The sequence below is a fragment of the Ancylobacter gelatini genome (assembly GCF_022601675.1).
Taxonomy (GTDB): domain Bacteria; phylum Pseudomonadota; class Alphaproteobacteria; order Rhizobiales; family Xanthobacteraceae; genus Ancylobacter; species Ancylobacter gelatini.
The window spans coordinates 136,407-153,265 of sequence record NZ_JAKVIL010000007.1 but is presented as its reverse complement, the minus strand read 5'-3'; the positions used below and the strand labels follow the sequence as shown (position 1 = coordinate 153,265).

At 67.3% G+C, this 16,859-nt stretch carries 15 protein-coding genes; 10 read left to right on the top strand and 5 right to left on the bottom strand.

Translation table 11 applies throughout. The annotated features are described in order from the left end of the window. Nucleotides 1-247 precede the first annotated feature (247 nt). The 8 genes from MKI84_RS14025 to MKI84_RS13990 all read left to right on the top strand — a co-directional run bounded on the left by MKI84_RS14025 (nt 248) and on the right by MKI84_RS13990 (nt 8,675). Nucleotides 248-1,150 carry a LysR family transcriptional regulator gene (locus MKI84_RS14025; protein WP_241620570.1) on the top strand — a complete coding sequence of 301 codons (903 nt, stop codon included), beginning with the start codon at nt 248-250 and terminating at the stop codon, nt 1,148-1,150. 242 nt (nt 1,151-1,392) lie between these two features. Further along, complete coding sequence (locus MKI84_RS14020) at nt 1,393-2,589, top strand: mandelate racemase/muconate lactonizing enzyme family protein (RefSeq protein WP_241620442.1); 1,197 nt, start codon at nt 1,393-1,395, stop codon at nt 2,587-2,589. A 42-nt stretch (nt 2,590-2,631) separates the two neighbouring features. Continuing rightward, the gene (locus MKI84_RS14015; RefSeq protein WP_241620440.1) at nt 2,632-3,612 is read left to right on the top strand and encodes a Bug family tripartite tricarboxylate transporter substrate binding protein; all 981 of its coding nucleotides are present in this window, start codon (nt 2,632-2,634) and stop codon (nt 3,610-3,612) included. Between the two features lie 150 nt (nt 3,613-3,762). Then, on the top strand, nt 3,763-4,176 hold the full coding sequence (locus MKI84_RS14010) for a tripartite tricarboxylate transporter TctB family protein (protein WP_241620439.1): 414 nt from the start codon (nt 3,763-3,765) through the stop codon (nt 4,174-4,176). Further along, the gene (locus MKI84_RS14005; RefSeq protein ID WP_241620436.1) at nt 4,167-5,684 is read left to right on the top strand and encodes a tripartite tricarboxylate transporter permease; all 1,518 of its coding nucleotides are present in this window, start codon (nt 4,167-4,169) and stop codon (nt 5,682-5,684) included. The genes MKI84_RS14010 and MKI84_RS14005 overlap by 10 nt, the downstream gene beginning before the upstream one ends. 4 nt (nt 5,685-5,688) lie before the next feature. Further along, nucleotides 5,689-6,570, top strand: coding sequence for a fumarylacetoacetate hydrolase family protein (locus MKI84_RS14000; RefSeq protein ID WP_241620435.1), 882 nt, complete (start codon nt 5,689-5,691; stop codon nt 6,568-6,570). A 15-nt stretch (nt 6,571-6,585) separates the two neighbouring features. Continuing rightward, nucleotides 6,586-7,524, top strand: a complete 939-nt coding sequence (locus MKI84_RS13995) for an NAD(P)-dependent oxidoreductase (RefSeq protein WP_241620433.1) — start codon at nt 6,586-6,588, stop codon at nt 7,522-7,524. Between the two features lie 11 nt (nt 7,525-7,535). Next, nucleotides 7,536-8,675: a mandelate racemase/muconate lactonizing enzyme family protein gene (locus MKI84_RS13990; protein ID WP_241620431.1), complete on the top strand. Its 1,140-nt coding sequence runs from the start codon at nt 7,536-7,538 to the stop codon at nt 8,673-8,675. Nucleotides 8,676-8,849: 174 nt separating this feature from the next. Here MKI84_RS13990 and MKI84_RS13985 read toward each other — a convergent pair whose 3' ends face one another. Next, nucleotides 8,850-9,413 (bottom strand): TetR/AcrR family transcriptional regulator, encoded by a 564-nt coding sequence (locus tag MKI84_RS13985; RefSeq protein WP_241620430.1) that lies wholly within the window; start codon nt 9,411-9,413, stop codon nt 8,850-8,852. 254 nt (nt 9,414-9,667) lie between these two features. Here MKI84_RS13985 and MKI84_RS13980 point away from each other — a divergent pair, with 254 nt between their 5' ends. Beyond that, nucleotides 9,668-10,753 (top strand): efflux RND transporter periplasmic adaptor subunit, encoded by a 1,086-nt coding sequence (locus MKI84_RS13980; RefSeq protein ID WP_241620428.1) that lies wholly within the window; start codon nt 9,668-9,670, stop codon nt 10,751-10,753. After that, on the top strand, nt 10,750-13,854 hold the full coding sequence (locus MKI84_RS13975) for an efflux RND transporter permease subunit (RefSeq protein WP_241620426.1): 3,105 nt from the start codon (nt 10,750-10,752) through the stop codon (nt 13,852-13,854). The genes MKI84_RS13980 and MKI84_RS13975 overlap by 4 nt, the downstream gene beginning before the upstream one ends. Before the next feature lie 176 nt (nt 13,855-14,030). Here the strand turns inward: MKI84_RS13975 and arsB are convergent, their stop codons facing one another. Genes arsB through MKI84_RS13955 form a run of 4 tightly spaced genes read right to left on the bottom strand, consistent with a single transcriptional unit; the run spans nt 14,031 to nt 16,824 of the window. Beyond that, on the bottom strand, nt 14,031-15,086 hold the full coding sequence (arsB, locus tag MKI84_RS13970; RefSeq protein ID WP_241620424.1) for an ACR3 family arsenite efflux transporter: 1,056 nt from the start codon (nt 15,084-15,086) through the stop codon (nt 14,031-14,033). 4 nt (nt 15,087-15,090) lie between these two features. Further along, complete coding sequence (gene arsN2, locus MKI84_RS13965; protein ID WP_241620422.1) at nt 15,091-15,918, bottom strand: arsenic resistance N-acetyltransferase ArsN2; 828 nt, start codon at nt 15,916-15,918, stop codon at nt 15,091-15,093. 8 nt (nt 15,919-15,926) lie between these two features. Further along, nucleotides 15,927-16,469, bottom strand: a complete 543-nt coding sequence (locus MKI84_RS13960) for an arsenate reductase ArsC (protein ID WP_241620420.1) — start codon at nt 16,467-16,469, stop codon at nt 15,927-15,929. Then, nucleotides 16,462-16,824 (bottom strand): ArsR/SmtB family transcription factor, encoded by a 363-nt coding sequence (locus tag MKI84_RS13955; RefSeq protein ID WP_241620418.1) that lies wholly within the window; start codon nt 16,822-16,824, stop codon nt 16,462-16,464. Before MKI84_RS13955 ends, MKI84_RS13960 begins: the two co-directional genes overlap by 8 nt. Nucleotides 16,825-16,859 lie beyond the last annotated feature (35 nt).

Here is a 16,859-nt window from a genome sequence, read left to right as displayed (position 1 = left end):
GGCCGGAAAGACGGTGAGGAACTGACTCCGGCCGGGTGTTGGGGCGTGCAAGGACTTGAACCATCAGTGGCGGACAGGTCTAAAGTGGTTCCGTGCACAAACACGTCCGGCCCGCGGGTGTCCAATTCCAAATGCAGGGCCCAGTATAACCCCCGGATATGGCAGGGCGTATTGGCCATGCCGGCCGTGTCGCCCTATCCTCATGCCCCGCAATGTCCAGAAAACGGATGGTTCGCCCGTGAGCGTGATGAATGTTCGCCAGATGGAGGTGTTCTGGGCGGTAATGCGTACCGGGACGGTCACCGGGGCGGCGAAGTTTCTGGGACTCTCGCAGCCGGCGGTGAGCAAGATATTGCAGCACACCGAGGACCTCATCGGCATGGCGCTGTTCAAGCGGCGCGGCGGCAAGCTGTTTCCGACACGCGAGGCCGAGGACCTGTTCGCGCTGTCGGAGAGCATCTTCGACACCGTGGAACAGATGCAGCGCGCGGTTCAGGACCTCCAGCGCGGCCATACCGGGCGGCTGCAGGTCGGGGTGCTGCCCAGCCTCGCCACCACCTTCCTGCCGGACCCGATCTCCGATTTTCTGGCCGAGCGCCCGCAGGTGAACTTTTCACTCAAGATATTGACCTCCCATGAAGTGGTGGCGCGGGTCGCGCGCAACCAGGTCGATCTCGGCGTGCTCTACGGACCGATACCTGACGCCTCCCTGCATGCGCTGGACCTCGTGGAGGTCGAGGTGATTTGTGCGGTCCCCGCAACCTCGCCGTTGGCGAACCGCCCGGAAATCACCCCGCGCGACATCGCCGGTGAGCGGCTGATCTCCTTCAACCTGACCTCGCCTTGGGCCGCGCGCGTGGCGACCGCGTTCGAGCAGTCGGGCTCGACCTTCCATATCGGCGTGGAATGCAACCATCCCTCGATCGCCATGTCGCTGGTGGAGGCGGGGGTGGGTATCGCGCTGCTGCCGGGCGCCTTCCTGCGCCTGCAGGATTATCCGGGAGTGAAACGGCTGCGCTTCGCGCCGAGGGTGTCGATCCGGCTTCACGCCATCTATCGCGCGGAGCGCCTGTCGCGGCTTGGAACCTCCTTCATCGACCACATGCGCAAGGAGTTGGAGCGCTCGGGCGGAAATCCGGTCGGCCCATAACTGTAGTTATGGACGCCCCCCGACTATTCATTTGTAGGAATGATCTTTGTCACTATCATTTCCCTCAACAACAAGGATGTCGGGGAGAAACGGTCAGCCGCGATAAGGGCATGGCTCACGCCATGAGGCCTCTCGCACACCGCGCAGTGCGGCCGGCCGGATAGCCAACCGTCAACGCCAGTTCATTCGCAGCACCAGAAGAGCGTGACGGCACCATGCCGTTCCACGCATGGAGAAGACTTGTGACTCGTTCGTCAGCCCAGATCGCGCCGGTGGAACAGGACCGGGACATGTTCAAGGATCTCAAGATCCACACGATCGAAGCGATTCCGCTTTCCTATAGGCTTCCCGAAAAGCATGTGATCCGCCGCGGCATCGGGCGCCCGATCAAGCGGGACTGCGTGATCGTCAAGGTCACCACGGAATGCGGCGTCGTCGGTTATGGCGAGGCCCATCACGGCCGTTCGCCCACCACGGTCGCCACGCTCGTCAACACCACGATGAGCTTCCTCGCCGAGGGCCACAGCGCGGCATCCACGGTCGCGGTCTGGGACGCCTGCTATCGCGGCCAGATCGCGACGCATGGGCTCGGGGCCGGCTCCTATATCGCGCTCAGCGGCATCGACATGGCGCTCTGGGATGCGCGCGCCAAATATCTGGGCGTGCCGGTCTACGCGCTGATGGGCGGCACGGCCAAGAAGGTTCCAGCCTATGCCGGCGGCGTCAGCCTCGGCTTCAAGGAACTGCCGGAATATATGGAGGAGATCACCGCGCTCTATGAGAAGGGCTACCGGGCCGTGAAGCTGCGCTTCGGCGATGCGCGCCACATGGACCTCAAGCGCCTGTGCGCGGTGCGCGAGAAATACCCGGACATCGCGATCATGGTCGACGCGAATTCGAGCTATTCGCTGGACGACGTGCGCTACGCCGCCCCGGTGCTGGCCGAAAACCGCGTCACCTGGTTCGAGGAGCCGTTCCCGGCGCAGGATTACCGCAGCTATCGCGAGGCCAAGGCCATCGTGCGCACGCCCCTCGCCGCCGGCGAGAACCATTATGGCCGCTTTGAATTCAATCGCCTGATCGAGGACGGCTCCGTCACCGTCATGCAGCCCGACCTCTCCAAGTCCGGCGGGCCGACCGAGGTGCTGCGCATCTCGCATCTGCTGTCTACCTGGAAGTTCAAGGTCAACCCGCACTCCTCGATCACCACCCTTAACCATTCGGCGGCGATCCATCTGCTCTGCTCGATCGATAATGGCGGCTATTTTGAAGCCGACGCGGCCGAGACCAACGACCTGCGCGATCTTCTCGGCAGCGCCCCGATCCAAGTCGACCAGGAAGGGTTCGTCGTGCCGCCCCCCGGAAACGGCTTCGGCATCGAGATCGACGAGACCGCCTTCGCCCGGTTCCCGGCGATTTCGGGTCCGGCCTACATCTGAGTTCACGCTACCAGAAGAAAAAGAGACCTAGGGAGAAGACACATGACCAAGGTGAAGGCGGCGCTGGCCGCTACTCTGGCCCTCGCCGCGTTCTGCACCCCGCTCACCATGGCGCAGGCGCAGGACAGCTACCCGACCAAACCGATCCGGCTGATCATCCCGTTCCCGCCGGGCGGCTTCAACGACGTCGTGGCGCGGCATGTCGCGAACGGGCTGTCCGAGCGCCTTGGCCAGCCCGTGGTGGCGGAAAACCGGGCGGGCGCCAATGGCAACATCGCCGGTGACTATGTCGCCAAGTCGCCGCCCGACGGCTACGTGATCACCGCCGTCAATCTGAGCATTCTGGCGATCAATCCGGCGCTTTACGCCCGGATGAACTTCGACGTACTCAAGGACCTCGCCCCGGTCGCCGGCACCGCCCAGGTCAACAATGTTCTGGTCGTCAACAAGAACCTGCCGGTCAACAACCTCGCCGAGCTGATCGCCTATGCCAAGCAGAACCCCGGCAAGCTGACCTTCGCCTCGTCGGGCAACGGCACCAGCCCGCACATCTCCGGCGAGCTTCTCAAGCAAAAAGCAGGAATCGAGGCGGTCCATATTCCCTATAAGAGCGCCGGCGCCGCGCAGACCGATGTGCTTGCCGGCCGCGTCAGCATGCAGTTCGGCAATATCCCGAACCTGATCTCGGCCATCGAAAGCGGCGACTTCAAGCCGATCGCCGTCACCGGCGCCGAACGCAGCAAGCTGCTGCCGAACGTGCCGACCTTCAAGGAAGCCGGCCTCGACATGACGATGAGCGTCTGGTTCGGCATCTCGGCGCCGGCGGGCACGCCCAAGCCGATCATCGACAAGCTGAACCGCGAGATCAACGCCGTGCTGGAGAGCAAGGCGACCGCCAACCTGCTCGATCCGCTCGATGCCACCGCCTGGATCACCACGCCGGAGGAGTTCGGAGCCTTCATCGTCGACCAGAAGAACCTTTGGCAGCCGGTGATCAAGGCGTCCGGCGCCACCATCGACTGATCGCGGGTAACCGGGCCGGCCTCGCCTCGGCGGGAGCCGACCCGGTTCTGTCCTCACGGCGGATCGCCCCGCACGCGCCCGCCCAGCCTGTCGCTCAAGGAGTTGCTCCTCATGCGGATGAATGTTCGCGATACGGTCGGAGGGTCCGTCGTGATCCTCGTGTCGGCCTTCTTCCTCTGGTTTTCCTTCGGCTATGAGATCGGCACCTCCCGCCGCATGGGGCCGGGCTATTTCCCTCTGGTGGTTTCCAGCCTCGGCGTCCTAATCGGGATCGCCCTCATCGCTTCCGGCCTGCGCTTCGAGGCCCCCCTGCCCCGCGTCGCCTGGCGCCCGGCACTCACCGTGAGCGCCGGGCTCATCGCCTTCGGCCTCACCGTCACCTCGCTCGGCCTGCTGCCGGCGACCGTGCTGCTGATCGCGATTTCCGCGGTCGGCAATCCCGAGAACCGGCTGGGCGCCGTGCTCGGCCTCGCGGTGGCGGGTACGGTGCTGGCCTGGCTCATCTTCATCGTCGGCCTGTCGGTTCCGGTGCCGTCCTTCGCGGGAGTGCTGTCATGGATCTGATCCTGCAAGGGTTCATCCACGCCGCGACGCTGGAAAATCTCAGCTACTGCCTGCTCGGCGTGACGCTGGGCACCTTTGTCGGCGTGCTGCCGGGCATCGGTCCGCTGGCGTCGATCTCGATGCTGCTGCCGGTCACCTTCTATCTCGATCCAACCACGGCGCTGATCATGCTGGCCGGCGTCTATTACGGCGCCGAATATGGCGGCTCGATCACCTCAATCCTCATCAACCTGCCCGGGGGAACCGCGAGCGCGGTGACGTGCCTCGATGGCTATCCGCTGGCGCGGCAGGGCAAGGCCGGGGTCGCGCTGTTCGTCACCACCATTGCCTCCTTCGTCGGCGGCTCGATCGGCATCATCATCCTGACGCTGCTGACGCCGCTGGTGCTCGCCGTCGGGCTGGCCTTCGGGCCGGCGGAATATGTTTCGGTCATGGTGCTGGGCCTGCTCGCCGCCGCGTCCATCTCGTCCGACTCGCCGCTGAAAGGCATCGGCATGGTGGTGATGGGCCTGCTGCTCGGCTTCGTCGGCACCGACATCAATTCCGGCGTCATGCGCTACACGCTGAATCTGAGCGACCTGTTCGACGGCGTGAGCATCGTGACCCTCGCCATGGGCGTGTTCGGCGTGACCGAGATCATCGATTCCGTGCTCACTCCCAAGGGCCAGATGATCGCCGGCAAGATTCGCCTGTCGTCGATGATCCCGAACCGCAACGAGGTCCGCCGCTCGGTGTTTCCCACCCTGCGCGGCACCATGATCGGCTGCCTCGCTGGACCGCTGCCCGGCGTCGGGCCGGCGCTGGCCTCCTTCGTGTCCTATGCGCTGGAAAAGCGCGTGGCGCGCGATCCGAGCCGCTTCGGCAAAGGCGCCGTCGAGGGCATCGCCTCGCCCGAGGCCGCCAACAATGCCGCGGTGCAGACCGCCTTCATCCCGACGCTGGCGCTCGGCGTTCCCGGCAGCGCCACCATGGCGGTGATGATGGGGGCCCTGATGATCCACGGCATCGCGCCCGGCCCCAATTTCATCGTCAAGCACCCGGATATCTTCTGGGGGCTGGTGGCCAGCTTCTGGATCGGCAACGTGATGCTGCTGGTGCTCAACATTCCGATGATCGGGGTCTGGGTGCGCCTGCTGCAAATCCCCTACCGCTTCCTCTACCCGATGATCGTCATGTTCATGGCGATCGGCGCCTACAGCATGAACCTGTCCGTGTTCGATATCTGGCTCATCCTGGCGTTCGGCCTGTTCGGCTACGGCATGCGCCTGCTCGGCTTTCCGCCCGCGCCGCTGCTGATCGCCTTCATTCTCGGCCCGATGATGGAGGAGAACTTCCGCCGCGCGCTCCTGCTCGGCGGCGGGGACTTCAGCATCTTCATCCTCTCGCCGATCAGCGGTTGCCTGCTCGCCCTCGCGCTGGCGCTGGTAGTCTGGTTCGTGCTGAACGGCCTGCGCCGCCGGCCTCCGCAGGAGCCGGATGGCGAAGGCGCGCTGTCCTCGGCGGAGTAAGCCGATGCGGTTCGTCACTTTCGAGCATGTCGGCGTCACGCGCGCCGGCATGCTGAGCCGGGACGGCGCGCGGGTGCTCGACCTCGGCCATCTGGCCGTCGCCGCCGCGCGGGGCGACACTCCCGCCGATGTCATGGAGTTCGTCGAGGCGGGGCTTGCGGACATTGCGGCCCGGATCGCCGCCAAGATCGCCGCCACCGACCTTCCCGCCGAGGCGTGGCTTCTGCTCACCGAGGTGAAGCTGCACGCGCCGCTGCGCCCGCACCGCATCTTCGCGGCAGCCTATAATTATCGCCGGGCGATCGCCGAGCGCGGCCTGCCGCTACCGGCGGAACCCGTGATGTTCCTGAAGGAAACCCGCACCGTGATCGCGCCCGGCGAGCCCGTGGTGCTGCCGCCGGAGGCCGGGGGCATCACCTATGAGGCGGAGCTGGCGGTGATCATCGGCCGACCGGCCTCCGGCCTCGATGCCGGCCACGCCCTCGAACACGTCGCCGGCTACACGATCTTCAACGACGTGACGGCAACCGAATGCGTCCGCGCCGACGGAAATTTCCGGCGCGGCAAGAATTTCGCGACCTTCGGGCCGCTGGGGCCGTTCCTGGCCAGCGCCGACGACATTGCCGACCCCGAGCGGCTCGAGGTCACGCTGCATGTCGACGGCCTCGAACGCCAGCGCGGCTCGACCGACGACATGCTGTTCGGCGTGGCCGAGCTCATCGCGCGGGTCTCGCGGCTCCACGACCTGCGCCCCGGCGACATGATCGCCACCGGCACGCCGGCCGGCGTCGCCATTGCCCACATCCCACCCGCCTGGCTGAAGCGCGGCACTGTGATGCGCGCGCATGTCGAAGGGCTGGGCGTCCTTGAAAACCCCGTCATCTGAAAGGACTGGATCGTCATGCACCGGGTACTTCTCACCGATCCGATCCATCCGGACGCGGAAATCCTGCTGCGCGGCTTCGCCGAGCCGGTGCTGCTGCCGGACGCCGACCACGCGACGCTGTACCGGCTCGCCGCCGAAACCGACGGCATCATCGTGCGCCGCAACCTGCCGGACGACATCTTCGCCCGTGCGCCGCGGGTCAAGGCCGCCGTGCGCCATGGCGCGGGCGTCGACATGATTCCGCTGGACGGCGCCCATGCCGCCGGCGTCACCGTCGCCAATGTGCCGGGCATCAATGCCCGCGCGGTCGCGGAATTCGCCATTGCCTGCCTCCAGCATCTGCGCCGGCCGGTCGCCGCGCTCGACGCGCGGTTGCGCCAGAGCAGCTGGGACGAGGCGCGCGCGCTGTCCGGTGGCTTCTCGCTGCTGGAGGGCACCACGCTCGGCATTGTCGGCCTTGGCAGCGTCGGCGTGCAGGTGGCGCGAATTGCCAACGGCTTCGGCATGAAGGTGGTTTCGCCGCAGCGCGCGCGCCCGCTGCCCGAGGGGGTGGACGCCATCGACCTCGACGCGCTGTTCGCCGCCAGCGACCACATAGTCCTCAGCTGCCCGCTGAACGCGGAAACGCTGGGCCTGGTCTCGCGGGACCGGCTGCAGCGGATGAAGCCGACCGGCGTGCTCATCAATGTGGCGCGCGGGCCGGTGGTCGATACCGCGGCCCTGATCGAGGCACTGACGCAAGGGCGCATCGCCGGCGCCTCCACCGATGTCTACGACGTGCAGCCGCTGCCGGCGGACAGTCCGTTGCGGGACTGCCCCCATCTGCTGCTCACGCCCCATTGCGCCGGCTCGGTGCCTAGCGTCGTGCGCGATCTCAGTCTGGCCGCCGTCGACGAAATGCAGCGCGTGCTGGCGGGCCAACCGCCGCGCAATCCCATCCGTCTCTCGAAGTGATCAGGTCTTCCATGCGCATACGCCACATCTCCGCCTTCCCGATCTCCTTCCGGGTGCCCGAGGGCCAGAACGTTAGGCTCGGCATCGGCCGCGCGGTGAAGCGCGACGCCGTGCTGGTGAAGGTCGAGACCGACGAAGGGCTGACCGGCTGGGGCGAGGCTCATCACGGCCGCGCGCCCGGCGCCATCGCACGGCTCATCGACACCACGCTGGCCGAACTCGTCACCGGCATGGACGCGCTCGATGTCGTGGGCATCTGGGAGCGCGTCTACCGCATGCAACTCGCGAGCCACGGCATGGGCGCAGCGGCCTCGATGGCGCTGAGCGGGCTCGACATGGCGCTGTGGGACATTCGCGGCAAGGCGACCGGATGGCCGCTGCATCGCCTGCTCGGCGGGCGAGCCAAGCCGATCAAGGCCTATGCCGGCGGCATCACGCTCGGCTTCCAGCCCGCCGCGGCCCTGGTGGAGGAGGCGCAGGGCTATGTCGAGCAGGGCTACCGCGCGCTCAAGCTGCGGGTCGGCGACAACCCGGCACGCGACATTGCGCGCGTGACCGCGGTGCGCGCCGCGCTCGGCGATGACGCGACCATTCTGGTCGACGCCAATACCGGCTACACCCTCGCCGATGCCCGCCGCGCAATGCCTGCCTTCGAGGAAATGGGCGTCGACTGGCTGGAGGAGCCGTTCCCCCCGCACGATCGACGGCTGTACCGCGAAGCGGCGGGCTTTGCGCGCGTGCCGCTGGCAGCGGGCGAAAACCATTTCACGCGGTTCGATTTCGTTCCGCTCATCGAGGATGGCGCGGTCGGCTTCATCCAGCCCGACCTGTCGAAGGCCGGCGGCATCACCGAGACGCTGCGCATCGCCGCCATGGCCTCGGGCTGGAAGCTCAGCCTGAACCCGCACACCTCGCTCACCGGCCTCAACATGGCCGCCAGCGTCCACCTGCTCGCTTCCGTCGACCAGCCGGGCTTTTTCGAGGCCGATCTGACCCGCCATAACCCGTTCCGCGACGAGATGGGCCGCGACGCCTTCAAGATTGATGCGGAGGGCTGCGTCATGCCGCTCGAGTTTCCCGGCATCGGGATTGAGGTCAATGAGGCCTTCCTCGCCCGCTACCCGCTGATCGACGGCCCCTGCTACGTCTGATCGGGCATCCCCTCCGAGGGGCGCGCCGCGCCGTGGAGGGATATCGCCAGATGCGCCCTCCCGGACGAGCCGGTGACGAGGGCGACGCGGCCGGTGACCGAGTGCGGATTTACCCCCGCCTCGATCCGCCGGACGCACGACGAGATGTTCGTGGAATAGTGGCGTCGCCCGCCCTTAGTTCGCCTTGAGCCGCTTCCGGCAGATGTCGATGATGCGGTTGGAGAGTTCGGGATCGTCGCCGCAGGCACGCGCCAGCACGATCGCGCCGATCAGGCTCGAATAGAGCGCGAGCGCCTCGTCCTCGTCGGCGCCGTCCAGCCCCATCGTCTTGCCGAGGCGCTCGGCCGCGCGGCGCACGCCCCGGGCCAGTGCCGCGCGAACCACCGGCGCGCCCCGCGCCGCCTCCGCGCCAAGCGCCGCGACGGCGCAGCCGATCTCGGGATGGTCGCGATGCGAGGCGGCGACATAGGTATCGACAATGGCGGCGACCGGCGTGTCCGACTGCCGCGCCGCCGCGTCCAGATAGTTAGAGGTCTCGCCGAGCGCGCGCTCGATGATCTCGGCGACCAGTTCGTCCTTCGACCCAAAATGCGCGTAGAAGCCGCCATGGGTAAGGCCGGCCTCCTTCATCAGCGCCGGCACGCTCACTCCATCAATGCCGTCGCGCCGGAACAGCGCACTGGCCTTCTCCAGAATGCGCTCGCGCGTCTCCGCCTTGTGTTCCTTGCTGAGAGGCATGTTGCGCTCCTTCTGCGGCGGCAGCCTGCGCCGCGATGTTTAATTATGATCATAATATCAAATGACCGGGATCTTTCCATGCCGAAACAGCGGCCGGCGCAGGCGCGACCCGGCGGTCCTGACGGCGCCCCGGGCATCGACGGGACGATCATTTAAAATGACGATCATCATTTTCCGCCTTGCGCAAATGTCGTCCGTCTCTTTATATTATAATCATAATTTAAAAATGCACCCCTAAATTTACCGAGGGACCCATGATCGCCTCCCAACGCATCGCCTTCGCCGCGGCGGCGCTCGCGGCCCTCCTTGCCGCCGGCTGCAAGCCGGAGGTTCAGGCCGATCCTCGTCAGGCGCCCCGCCTGGTCCAGACCGCGAACGTCCAGCCGGCCGAGCCGCCGCTGCGCGCCTTCACCGGCGTGATCGCCGCCCGTGTCGAGAGCAATCTCGGCTTCCGGGTGCCGGGCAAGATCACCGAGCGGCTGGTCGATACCGGACAGACCGTCGCGGCCGGCCAGCCGCTGCTGCGCATCGACCGCACCGATCTCGACCTCCAGATCGCCGCGCAGGAGCGCGCGGTCGCGGCGGCGGAGGCGCTGCGCACGCAGGCGGCGGCCGACGAGGTGCGCTATCGCGAATTGCGCGCCAATGGCTGGGCGACCCAGCAGCGCTACGAACAGGCGCGCGCCGCGCTCGACACAGCCAACGCCAATCTCGAGGCTGCCAAGGCCGAGGCGCAGGTGGCGCGCAACCAGAGTTCCTATGCGCAATTGCTGGCAGACCAGGACGGCGTGATCGTGGAAACGCTGGCCGAGCCCGGACAGGTGGTGTCGGCCGGTCAGGCCGTGGTGCGGCTCGCCCATGCCGGGGCGCGCGAGGCATCGGTCAGCCTGCCGGAATCGGTTCGCCCCGTCATCGGCTCGGTGGCGCGGGCCAGCCTCTATGGTGGCGACGTCACAGCCAGCGCCCGACTGCGCCAGCTTTCGGATTCCGCCGACCCGCGCACCCGGACCTATGACGCACGCTATGTGCTGGAGGGCGACGCCGCTCGCGCCCCGCTCGGCGCCACCATCACCATCAATGTCCCGCTCGGCGACCCGGCCGCCCTCACCTCGATCCCGATCGCCGCACTGAACGACGAGGGCGGCGGCTTCTTTGTCTGGGTCGTGCTGGAGGGCGGCAGGCTGGAGCGCCGCGCCGTCGAGGTCCGCAAGCTCGGCGCCGAGCGTGTCACCCTGTCTTCCGGCGTCACCGCGGGCGAGACCATCGTCGCCACAGGCGGGCATTTCCTGCATGCCGACGAGGAAATCCGCGTCGCCGAACAGAAGGCGGCCATGCAGTGAACCGGTTCAACCTGTCCGCCATCGCGGTCCGCCAGGGCAGCATCACGCTGTTCCTGATCATCGCCATCATCGTCGCCGGGCTGGTGGCGTATCTCTGGCTCGGGCGCGCCGAGGATCCGCCCTTCACCGTCAAGGCGCTGACCGTGACCGCGATCTGGCCGGGCGCCACCGCGCAGGAGATGCAGGACCTCGTCGCCGACCCGATCGAGAAGCGGATGCAGGAGCTGGATTATTACGATCGCGTGGAGACGCTGGCGCGCCCCGGCCTCGCGCTCACCACGGTGTTCCTCGGCGACTCCACCCCGCCCGACGCGGTGCCGGGCCAGTTCTACGAGGCGCGCAAGAAGCTGGAGCTGGGAGACCTCAAGAGCAAGTTGCCCCAGGGCACGATCGGCCCCTTCGTCAATGACGAGTACTCCGACGTCGTGTTCGCGGTCTACGCGCTGAAGGGCGCCGGCCTGCCGCAGCGCCAATTGGTGCGCCACGCCGAGACCATCCGCCAGCGCCTGCTGCATGTCCCGGGCGTCAAGAAGGTCACCCTGCTCGGCGAGCGGCCGGAGCGGATTTTCGTCAACTTCTCCTATTCGCGTCTCGCCACACTCGGCGTCAGCCCGAACGACGTCTTCGCGGCGCTCCAGCGGCAGAACGCCGTGGTGCCGGCCGGCTCGGTGGAGACCGCCGGCCCCGAAGTGTTCCTGCGGCTCGACGGGGCGCTGGACGACCTCGCGAAGATCCGCGAGACGCCGATCGTCTCCAATGGCCGCGTTATCAAGCTCTCGGACATCGCGACCGTCGAGCGCGGCTATGAGGACCCGCCGAGCTTCCTGATCCGCAATGACGGGCAGGAGGCGTTGATCATCAATGTGGTGATGAAAGAGCGTTGGAACGGTCTCGATTTGGGCGAGGCGCTGGCGCAGGCGGAGAAGACGCTCGGCGACGACCTTCCCGTGGGCGTGACCCTCTCGAAGGTCACCGATCAGGCGATCAATATCGAGGAGGCCATCGGCGAGTTCACGCTGAAGTTCTTCGTGGCGCTCGGCGTGGTGATGCTGGTCTCCCTCCTCAGCCTCGGCTGGCGCGTCGGCATCGTGGTCGCCGCCGCCGTACCCCTCACCCTCGCAGCCGTCCTCGTGATCATGATGGTGACCGGCCGCATGCTCGACCGCATCACGCTCGGCGCGCTGATCCTGTCGCTCGGCCTCTTGGTGGACGATGCGATCATCGCCATCGAGATCATGGTGGTGAAGCTGGAGGAGGGATGGAGCCGCGTCGAGGCCGCCTCCTATGCCTGGTCGCACACCGCCGCGCCGATGCTGGCGGGCACGGTGGTGACCATCATCGGCTTCCTGCCGGTCGGCTTCGCCCGCTCCACCGCCGGCGAATATGCCGGCAACATCTTCTGGATCACCGGCTTCTCGCTCATCACCTCCTGGGTGGTGGCGGTCTATTTCACGCCCTATCTCGGCGTGAAGCTGCTGCCGGAGATCAAGAAGATCGAGGGCGGCGCCTATGAGCACATCTACAACACGCCGAACTACAACCGCTTCCGGCGGCTGGTGAGCTGGTCGATCCGGCGCAAGTTCTTCGTCGCCGCCGCCGTGTTCGTGATCTTCCTGGCATCCCTCGCCGGCATGGGCGCCCTCAAGCAGCAATTCTTCCCGACATCCGACCGCCGCGAGGTGTTCGTCGAGGTGCAGATGCCGGAAGGCACCGGCATCAACGCCACCGGGATCGTCGCCCGCCGCGTCGAGGACTGGCTGCGCCAGCAGCCGGAATCGGAGGTGGTGACCAGCTATGTCGGCGCCGGCGCCCCGCGCTTCTGGCTCGCCTACAACCCGGAGCTTCCGGACCCTTCCTTCGCCAAGATCATCGTGCTCACGGGCAGCCAGGAAGCACGCGACATCCTCAAGCTGCGCACCCGTCAGGCGGTTGCCGACGGCCTCGCGCCGGAAGCGCGCGTGCGTGTCACCCAGCTCACCTTCGGCCCCTATTCGCATTTCCCGGTGGTGTTCCGGGTGATGGGGCCGGATGCCGCCACGCTCGGCACCATCGCCGACAAGGTGGAAGCGGTGATGCGCGCCGATCCCAATACCCGCATGGTCAACCGCGACTGGGGCGAGAGGGTGCCGACCGCGCATTTCGTGCTGGACCAGGACCGGCTGCAGGCGATCGGCCTGACCACGACCGATGCCGCCGAACAATTGCAGGTGCTGCTGCGCGGCGTGACCATCAGTCAGGTCCGCGAGGATATCCGCACCGTCGATCTCGTGGCCCGCAGCGATCTCGGCGAAAAGCCCGACCTCAGCCGACTGGACGACCTCACACTGGTGAACAGCGACGGCCAGCCGATCCCGCTCAGCCAGATCGGCCATGTCGAGGTACGCCCCGAGGACCCGGTGCTGCGCCGGCGCAACCGTATCCCCACCATCAGCGTGCAGGCGGACTATAATGAGGAGCTTCAGCCGCCGCAGGTCACCGCCGCCATCTGGACCGCGCTCCAGCCGGTGATCGCCGCGCTCCCGCCCGGCTACCGGATCGAGATCGGCGGCAATGCCGAGGAATCGAAGAAGGCGAACGATGCGCTGGCGCCGATTTTCCCGATCATGATCGGGCTCACTTTGCTGGTGATCATCCTGCAAGTCCGCTCGTTCTCGGCCATGTTCATGGTGTTCCTCACCGCGCCGTTGGGTCTGGTCGGCGTCGTGCCGATGCTGCTGGCGTTCCAGGTGCCGTTCGGCTTCAATGGCATACTCGGGCTGATCGGCCTGTCCGGCATATTGATGCGCAACACCCTGATCCTGATCGACCAGATCCACGTCAACGAGGACGCCGGACTGAGCCCCTATGAGGCCGTGGTGGAGGCGACGGTGCAGCGGGCGCGGCCCGTGGTGCTCACCGCGCTGGCGGCGGTGCTGGCCTTCGCCCCGCTCACCCTGTCGGTGTTCTGGGGATCGCTCGCCTACACGCTGATCGGCGGCACGGCGGCGGGAACCGTGCTCATCCTCGTGTTTCTGCCGGCGCTCTACGCCATCTGGTTCCGCATCCGGCCGGGCAGCGCCTCCACCGCGCACCCCGCGACAGAGCCCGTCCCGGCCGGCTGAGCCGCGGCGGAGGCCTCGCCCTCGGGAGGCTCCCGCCGCACATCACCGGCCGTCCGGCTCCATCTGGTCGAACACCGCGTCCGACAGCACGGCGAACCGCTCAGTGTCGACCCGGCCGATCAGCCCATCGGTGCGGCACCCGGCGGCGCGAGGCGGCTCAGGCCCGCCCGCGGGCCCTACCCGGACACCTTGGTCGGCACCTTCGCCGTACCGCCGCGCTCGTACCACCCCTTGGATCGGTTCACGATCCACACCACGGAGAGCATCACCGGCACCTCGATCAGCACGCCGACGACGGTGGCCAGCGCCGCGCCGGAGTGGAAACCGAACAGGCTGATGGCGGCGGCGACTGCCAGCTCGAAGAAGTTGGACGCCCCGATCAGCGCGGACGGGCCGGCGACGCAATGCGCCTCCCCGCTCGCCCGGTTCAGCAGATAGGCGAGCCCGGCATTGAAATAGACCTGGATCAGGATCGGCACGGCCAGCAGCGCGATCACCATGGGCTGCGCCAGGATCGCCTCGCCCTGAAAGCCGAACAGCAGCACCAGCGTCGCCAGCAGCGCCACCAGCGAGGCCGGCCCGAGCCGGGCCAGCAGCCGGTCGAGCGCCGGCTGCCCCCCGCGCGCCAGCAGGCGGCGGCGCAGCAATTGTGCGACGATCACCGGGATCACGATGTAGAGCACCACCGACAGCACCAGCGTGCCCCATGGCACGGTGATGGCGGACAGGCCCAGCAACAGACCGACGATGGGCGCGAAGGCCACCACCATGATCGCGTCGTTGAGTGCCACCTGGCTCAGGGTGAAATGCGGCTCGCCCTTGGTCAGGTTCGACCAGACGAACACCATGGCGGTGCAGGGCGCGGCGGCGAGGATGATCAGCCCGGCGATATAGCTGTCGATCTGGTCGGCCGGCAGCAGCGGACGGAACAGCCAGCCAATGAACAGCCAACCCAGCAACGCCATGGAGAACGGCTTCACCGCCCAGTTCACGAACAGGGTGACGCCGATGCCGCGCCAGTGGCGGCCGACCTCGCCCAGCGCGGCGAAGTCGATCCTGAGCAGCATTGGAATGACCATCAGCCAGATCAGCACCGCGACCGGGAGGTTGACCTTCGCCACCTCGATCGCGCCGATCGCCTGGAACGCGCCGGGCAGGACATGGCCGAGCGCGATGCCGACCACGATGCACAGCGCGACCCAGAGGGTGAGATAACGTTCGAAGCTGTTCATGGGTTTAAAAGCCGAGCTTGCGGGTCATGAGGGAAGCACTCGCCGGGCACAGCGCCGCGAACTGGCGGCTGGCGCGGATCGCATTCGGCGCCGCGTCGCGCGCCATGTCGCGGAAGCCGAGCTTGCCGAAGAACGGCGCGGCCGAGGTGGTGAGCAGGAAGGCCCGGCGCGCGCCGGCCTCATAAGCGCGAAACAGCAGCAGCGGCACGATGTTGCGGCCGATGCCGGCGCCGCGCGCGCCCGGCGAGACCACCACCGAGCGCACCAGCGCGTCGGGTCCGTGCAGTTCGAAGCCGCCATAGCCGACGCTCTCGCCCTCGAGCGTGTCATAGCGGAACAGCGCCGCCCACGGCTCGCCGAGATCGTCCACCGGCAGCCCCTCCGCCTCCAGCGCGGCACGCAGGCCGGCATCGTTGCCCGCAAGGCGCGTGTCCTTCAGGAACGGCACGCCCTCCTCCTTGAGCAGCCCGTCCGGAGGCGCGACGGGCAGCAGGTCGAGCACGACATCCGAGGGTCGGCACAGCTTCACGCCGCCGGGCGCTACCACGATCGGCCGGTTGATCAGGATGGGATGCGCGGCGATGGCGGCATGGAGCCGTTCCTCGTCGATCCCCGGCGCGCCGAGGCCCAGCTCCGCATAGGGCGTGCCCTTCTGCCGGATGAGGTCATGCAGCGGCAGGCCGATACGGCGGGCCAGATCGTCCAGCTCGGCGCGCGAGGGCGGCGTCGTCAGATACTCGATCACCCGCGGGTCGGCGCCGGCATGGCGCAGCAGCGCCAGCGTGTTGCGCGAGGTGCCGCAAGCCGGGTTGTGATAGATGCTGACGTCCATCTGCGGCCTCATGCGGCGCTCGGGCGCGGCTTCGTGGTGCCGTGGAGCTGCCCGATCTCGGCCAGCCGGGCGCCCAGCGTCATGCGGTCGAGGCTGGTGATTGGCAGCGCCGCGAACACGGCGATCCGGTTCTTGAGATAGCGGAACGCATCGGTGAAGGCGGCTTCCTTCTGGATGTCCATGCCCTCGACCGCCGCGGGATCCTCGATGCCCCAATGCGCGGTCATCGGCTGCCCCGGCCAGACCGGGCAGATTTCGCCGGCAGCGCTGTCGCAGACAGTGAACACGAAGTCCATGACCGGGGCACCGGGCTGCGCGAACTCCTCCCAGCTCTTGGAGCGCAAGTCCTCGGCCGGGTAGTCGCACGCCTTCAGCACCTTCAACGCGAAGGGGTTCACGATGCCCTTGGGCTGGCTGCCGGCGGAGAAGGCGCGAAACCGGCCCTGCCCGTCCCGCCTCAGGATGCTCTCGGCGAGGATCGAACGGGCGGAGTTGCCGGTGCAGAGGAACAGCACGTTGTAGACGCGATCGGCGGGGCTGGCCTCAGGCATTGGCGGTTCCTTTGGTGGGCGGGCAGCAGGAGGAAAGCGCGGTGACGGCCGGAGTGCACACCTCCGGATGCCCCTGGCAGCAGTCGCGCATCAGGAATTCGATGAGGCCGGACAGCGCGGGATAAGCGGCGTTGTAGATGACCGAGCGCCCGTCTCGGCGGGAGGCCACAAGGCCGGCCTGTTCAAGCTGGCCGAGGTGAAACGACATGCGCGAGGACGAGGCCCCGCCCATCGCCTCGCCGATGACGCCGGCGGGCAGCCCTTCGGGGCCGGCGGTCACCAGAAGCCGCACGATCCGCAGGCGGGTTTCCTGCGAGAGCGCCGCGAAGGCATCGAGGGCTTGCGCTTCGTTCATGGATACCTCAATATCTCAAGACTTATTGAGACAAT

Excerpts from the sequence above, each read along its gene's own strand:
- MKI84_RS14025 (WP_241620570.1), top strand. The coding sequence starts at position 248 with ATGAATGTTCGCCAGATGGAGGTGTTCTGGGCGGTAATGCGTACCGGG.
- MKI84_RS14015 (WP_241620440.1), top strand. The coding sequence starts at position 2,632 with ATGACCAAGGTGAAGGCGGCGCTGGCCGCTACTCTGGCCCTCGCCGCG.
- MKI84_RS14005 (WP_241620436.1), top strand. The coding sequence starts at position 4,167 with ATGGATCTGATCCTGCAAGGGTTCATCCACGCCGCGACGCTGGAAAAT.
- MKI84_RS14000 (WP_241620435.1), top strand. The coding sequence starts at position 5,689 with ATGCGGTTCGTCACTTTCGAGCATGTCGGCGTCACGCGCGCCGGCATG.
- MKI84_RS13995 (WP_241620433.1), top strand. The coding sequence starts at position 6,586 with ATGCACCGGGTACTTCTCACCGATCCGATCCATCCGGACGCGGAAATC.
- MKI84_RS13990 (WP_241620431.1), top strand. The coding sequence starts at position 7,536 with ATGCGCATACGCCACATCTCCGCCTTCCCGATCTCCTTCCGGGTGCCC.
- MKI84_RS13985 (WP_241620430.1), bottom strand. The coding sequence starts at position 9,413 with ATGCCTCTCAGCAAGGAACACAAGGCGGAGACGCGCGAGCGCATTCTG.
- MKI84_RS13980 (WP_241620428.1), top strand. The coding sequence starts at position 9,668 with ATGATCGCCTCCCAACGCATCGCCTTCGCCGCGGCGGCGCTCGCGGCC.
- arsB (WP_241620424.1), bottom strand. The coding sequence starts at position 15,086 with ATGAACAGCTTCGAACGTTATCTCACCCTCTGGGTCGCGCTGTGCATC.
- arsN2 (WP_241620422.1), bottom strand. The coding sequence starts at position 15,918 with ATGGACGTCAGCATCTATCACAACCCGGCTTGCGGCACCTCGCGCAAC.
- MKI84_RS13960 (WP_241620420.1), bottom strand. The coding sequence starts at position 16,469 with ATGCCTGAGGCCAGCCCCGCCGATCGCGTCTACAACGTGCTGTTCCTC.
- MKI84_RS13955 (WP_241620418.1), bottom strand. The coding sequence starts at position 16,824 with ATGAACGAAGCGCAAGCCCTCGATGCCTTCGCGGCGCTCTCGCAGGAA.